Source organism: Blastomonas sp. AAP53 (assembly GCF_000331245.1).
Lineage (GTDB): Bacteria > Pseudomonadota > Alphaproteobacteria > Sphingomonadales > Sphingomonadaceae > Blastomonas.
Window position 1 is genome coordinate 1 of sequence record NZ_ANFZ01000020.1, and the last position, 4,502, is coordinate 4,502.

3 protein-coding genes, 2 pseudogenes and 1 other annotated feature are annotated in these 4,502 nt (G+C 56.1%); of the genes and pseudogenes, 2 read left to right on the plus strand and 3 right to left on the minus strand.

Features of this window, described 5'->3' with window-relative positions; genetic code table 11:
- Positions 1-1,141: PPC domain-containing protein (locus D618_RS19765; protein ID WP_193746733.1), on the minus strand; the 1,141-nt coding region annotated here is incomplete at its 3' end.
- Positions 1,142-1,328: 187 nt separating this feature from the next.
- Here D618_RS19765 and D618_RS18665 point away from each other — a divergent pair.
- Positions 1,329-2,542: pseudogene (locus tag D618_RS18665) on the plus strand (IS3 family transposase).
- Positions 1,595-1,711, plus strand: a sequence feature (AL1L pseudoknot). Its footprint overlaps the pseudogene before it by 117 nt.
- 1 nt (position 2,543) lies before the next feature.
- Here the strand turns inward: D618_RS18665 and D618_RS19545 are convergent.
- Positions 2,544-2,879 carry a transposase gene (locus tag D618_RS19545; RefSeq protein WP_081590549.1) on the minus strand — a complete coding sequence of 112 codons (336 nt, stop codon included), beginning with the start codon at positions 2,877-2,879 and terminating at the stop codon, positions 2,544-2,546.
- 411 nt (positions 2,880-3,290) lie between these two features.
- Between D618_RS19545 and D618_RS0115710 the strand changes: the two genes are divergently transcribed.
- Positions 3,291-4,190 (plus strand): HEPN domain-containing protein, encoded by a 900-nt coding sequence (locus D618_RS0115710; RefSeq protein WP_040370946.1) that lies wholly within the window; start codon positions 3,291-3,293, stop codon positions 4,188-4,190.
- A 36-nt stretch (positions 4,191-4,226) separates the two neighbouring features.
- On the opposite strand, the pseudogene D618_RS18670 reads toward D618_RS0115710, so the two are convergent.
- A pseudogene (locus D618_RS18670) lies at positions 4,227-4,502 on the minus strand (UTP--glucose-1-phosphate uridylyltransferase); the annotation flags it as partial.

Consider the following 4,502-nt stretch of genomic DNA (forward strand, 5'->3'; position numbering starts at 1 on the left):
CCTGCAGAAGATCGTTGCCAGCCGTGCCAACCAAAGTGTCAGCCCCGCTCGTGCCGATTAGGAGAATAAACAGTGGGTCGGCGGCAAGCTCATAACCACCGGTATATCCATTCGAGCCGGATACGACGATGTAATAAGCCCCGGCCTTTGCCGCCGTCATGGATACTGTCTGGACACCAGAAGCCGTATTTTCAACGACCGATGTTATTCTGCGCCCACCATCATCATGAACACCGATCGTACCTGCAAAACCTGTTCCTCCACGAACCGAGAACTGAATCTGCTGCCCAGCCGCCAGATCAATTTTGAACCAGTCTCTATCGGCTGCTGTATCGATTTCGCCGGTCACCGGGGTGTCTAAGCCGAATGCGTGGCTGGATTGCTCACGACCGAATAACTGATCACCAGACCGCCCTTCATTGAACCCTGTCCGGACCCAGTGATTTAGCGCACCCCCAGCGCCGATTCCCGACGAGCCGAGATCTGGCTGGCTGAGAAGATAGGCTACGGCGTCAAAATTAGTCGCGCGCCCCTCTGTGGCTCCCGTTGAAATATAGTGCCTGGTCGCAGCGGCAACGTCTGTACCGAAAGCGGCAATCAAGTCCGAATTGGATGCGAGATATGCCAACCCATCAAAGCTGGCGGCACGACCTTCTTTCGACCCAGAGCTGATAAAATGTCGCGTTGCTGCAACGGTATCGGAACCGAAGGCTTGTATCAGATCCCCGTAGGATGCGATGTAGGATGAAGCGTTAAAGCTGGGGACCCGGCCTTCGCGGAATCCCGACCGGATATAATGTTCGGCTGCCGCCTCACTGTCTGTGCCAAACGCTGAGATGAGATCAGAATATGAAGCAACATAGGCGAGCGCATCAAAGCTCGTTGCACGACCTTCAGCGAAGCCCGTTGTGATAAAATGCTTGGTAGCTGCCAAGCCGTCGGTTCTAAATGCCGATATCAAATCGCTGTGGGAGGCAATATACGAAAGCGGTTGAAATGAGATTTTCCGCCCTTCGGCAAACCCTGCATTTGCAAAATGGGCGCGTCCTGCGGACGGGTCCGGACCCAGCGTGGCAGTAAGGTCAGAGTAGCTGGCTATATAGCTGAGGGCTTCCAAATCTGTCCATGTTTTACTATCCATGAGGGTATCCTTAACGAGCCATGCCCTTAGCATGGCCTACTCATAAGCTTGAAAACAGGAGTTTTCTAGGGAAATCAAGTACTTTAGACTAAGAAATGGTTGATGACGCTTGAACAAGCCTGGGTATACGCAAGTGAACTGCCCCGGGATTGCCGGAGGCCCTAACTCCTGAGAGGAAGGGCCTACGATGAGTAAGATAACCAGCAAATTCGCACGTGCGGTCCGGATTGTCCTGGATGACGAAGGCGATCATCCTTCACGATGGGCAGCCATTGTTTCGATCGCAGCATAGATCGGCTGCGTTCCACAGACTCTTCATGAGTGGGTGAAGAAGGCTGAGGTAGATAGCGGCAAGCGCGCCGGCATGCCGACCGGGATGGCTGATCGCCTTAAGGCGCTCGGGCGCGAGAGCCGCGAGTTACGCCAGGCCAACGAGATTTTGCGCAAGGCGTCGGCATATTTTGCCCAGGCGGAGCTCGACCGCCCGCTTCGGAGATGACTGCCTTCATTGACGGGCATCGTGAGGTTTATGGGGTCGAGCCGATCTGACGGGTTCTGCCGATCGCCCCGTCTACCTATCATGAGCGTGTCGCACAGCGACGAGATTCAGGTAGGCTATCGGATCGTGCTCGGCGCGATCGGGATCTGAAGCCCGAGGTGCTGCGCGTCTTTGCCGAGAACTTCGGCGTTAACGGGGTGCGTAAAGTCTGGCGGGAGATGAACCGCGAGGGCTTCGCCGTCGCGCGTCGCACCATCTAGCGGCTGATGCGTGACCTGGGGTTGCAAGGTGTCACCCGCGGCAAGCCGGTGCGCACGACGATCAGCGACAAAGCTGCAGCTTGCCCACTCGACCAGGTGAACCGGCAGTTCTATGCGCCGGCACCCCACATGCTTTGGGTGTCGGACTTTACCTTTGTCGCGACATGAGCGGGCTTCGTTTATGTGGCGTTCGTCATCGATGTCTATGCCCGCTATATCGTGGGCTGGCGGGTCAGCAGGATGGCACATGCCAGCTTCGTCCTGGATGCACTCGAGCAACCTATCCATGATCGCCAGCCTGTTCATCGTGGCGGACTTGTCCACCACAGCGACCGCGGCAGCCAATATCTATCAATCAAATATACCGAGCGGCTCGCCGAGTCCGGGATCGAGCCGTCGGTCGAGAGTGTTGGTGACAGCTACGACAACGCCCTGGCCGAGACAATCAATGGCCTTTACAAGGCCGAGGTGATCCACCGGCGAGGTCCATGGCGATCGCTTGAAGCTGTCGAATATGCCACGCTTGAATGGGTTGACTGGTTCAACAACAGGCGGCTGCTGGAGCCCATCGGTAATGTCCCGCCCGCCGAAGCCGAGGAACGATATTACGCCATGCTGGACGACGTCTCCATGGCCGCGTAACTTAAACCAAATGGCCTCCAGCAGTCCCGGGGCGGTTCAAATCCTTTTTGGGTCGGCTAGCTCCTGTGATACGCGGCTTCAAATGAGTAGCGTCGATCATCAACTGATTTGGATTTCGAGCCGTGGCCGCCAATGCTGTGCAAATCTTGTCGAACTCGTCCAGATGGATCCAGCGGATGAAACGGCTGTAGATGGTCTTGGGCGCAGCGTACTTTGCAGAAACATCGCGCCACCACAGACCGTTGCGGATGACGAAGTTGATGCAGCTGATGACCCGGCGATCACCAACCCTTTGAACTCCGTGCGACAACGGAGCATCTGGCCCGATCCGACGCATTTGCGTCTCCGGCAACCAAATTAAGCACTCATGGCTACGCCTCCTTGCGTCGCCATTGGATCAACCTAACGCCATCTGGACGAGCGATTTCATAGCCCCTCACCCAACCGTAGCCCAAAATTTGGAAATGATCGCTAAAGTACCACAGCAAACTCTATTTTGGAAGTAGGTGTCTGAAACAACGAACAATTCTTCGTTATTCCACCGCAAATGGCGTATTTAGCAACCACCGGGCAACCACGGATGATTTTCTACCCTTGATATAAATTTGTGCTGGCAGGCAAGGTGGTGGCGATGAAGCATGCTCAGTTCGCTGCAGGCTTGCCAAAAATTGGTCCGTGACGGATGCGTCTGAGCATTCTGGTTCAGTGCAGGCTTGCAATGGCAGCCCCTGGGTCGCACGATGCGCGCATGCGAACCGATCTAGATCATCTGCCCGGCCGGAAGCAGCAGGAGCTGCAGTGGGCAGTCCGCATCCTTTTTGAAGAGTTTTCGTCAGCCATCGGCAGCAGCACCGCACCATGGAAAAAGCAGGGTCGTATCGTCAAGGTTGTTCTTTATGGAAGCTATGCCCGCGGTGAATGGGTCGACGATCCGATCGGTGGCTATAAGTCAGATTATGACCTGCTCGTGGTGGTCGATGACGAACGCCTGACCGATGTCGTTGACTATTGGGCGGCTGCCGATGATCGGCTGATGCGCGAAATGACGATCACCCAAACGTTGAGCGCGCCGGTTAGCTTTATAGTCCACAGCCTCAAGGATGTGAACAAGCAGCTCGAACAGGGTCGTCCGTTCTTCGTGGACATCGCCGCACAGGGCGTTGCGCTTTATGAGGCCAAGGGCTTTCCGTTTGCGACCCCAACAAAGCTTGCGCCCACTGCCGCGCGTGAAGAAGCGCAGAAACACTTTGATCAATGGTTTCCAAAAGTCGGCAGCGCGGTTCGTGGCGCTGCTAGATACCTGGAAGACGGCGAACATAACGATGCGGCATTCACTTTGCACCAGGCTGCTGAACGCGCCTATCACTGCGCGCTGCTGGTGCTAACGCTTTACAGCCCCAAATCTCACAAACTAGGCTTTCTTCGCAGTCATGCCGAGAAAATCGCGTCCGAGCTGATCACAGCTTGGCCGCGCGATGACCGGTTCAGCCGCCGCTGCTTCGAATTGCTGCGGCAGGCGTATGTCAATGCGCGCTATTCCCCACACTACAAGATCAGCGACGAGGAGCTGGCGTGGCTAGGGGAACGCGTTACGATCCTTCAGGGTCTAGTCCGAGATGTTTGCAGACGCCGGCTCGGTTTGGACTAATAAGTTTTGTTGGCGCTTACCCTCGTGGGTTCGTGATCAGTTAGCCAGCAGATCAAGCGCAAACGCGCGGATCTCTGCGCCCATGTCATTGCGATCCAGTGCAATCGCGAGGTTTGCCTGGATATAGCCCGCCTTCGATCCGCAGTCATAGCGTTTGCCCGCAAAGCTCACCGCGTGGAACGGCTGGGTACCGATCATCAGCGCCATGGCATCGGTGAGCTGGATCTCACCGCCTGCGCCCTTTTCCTGGCTTTCCAGCGTGCGCATCACCTCTGGCTGCAGGATGTAGCGGCCCGAGATGATGAGGTTCGA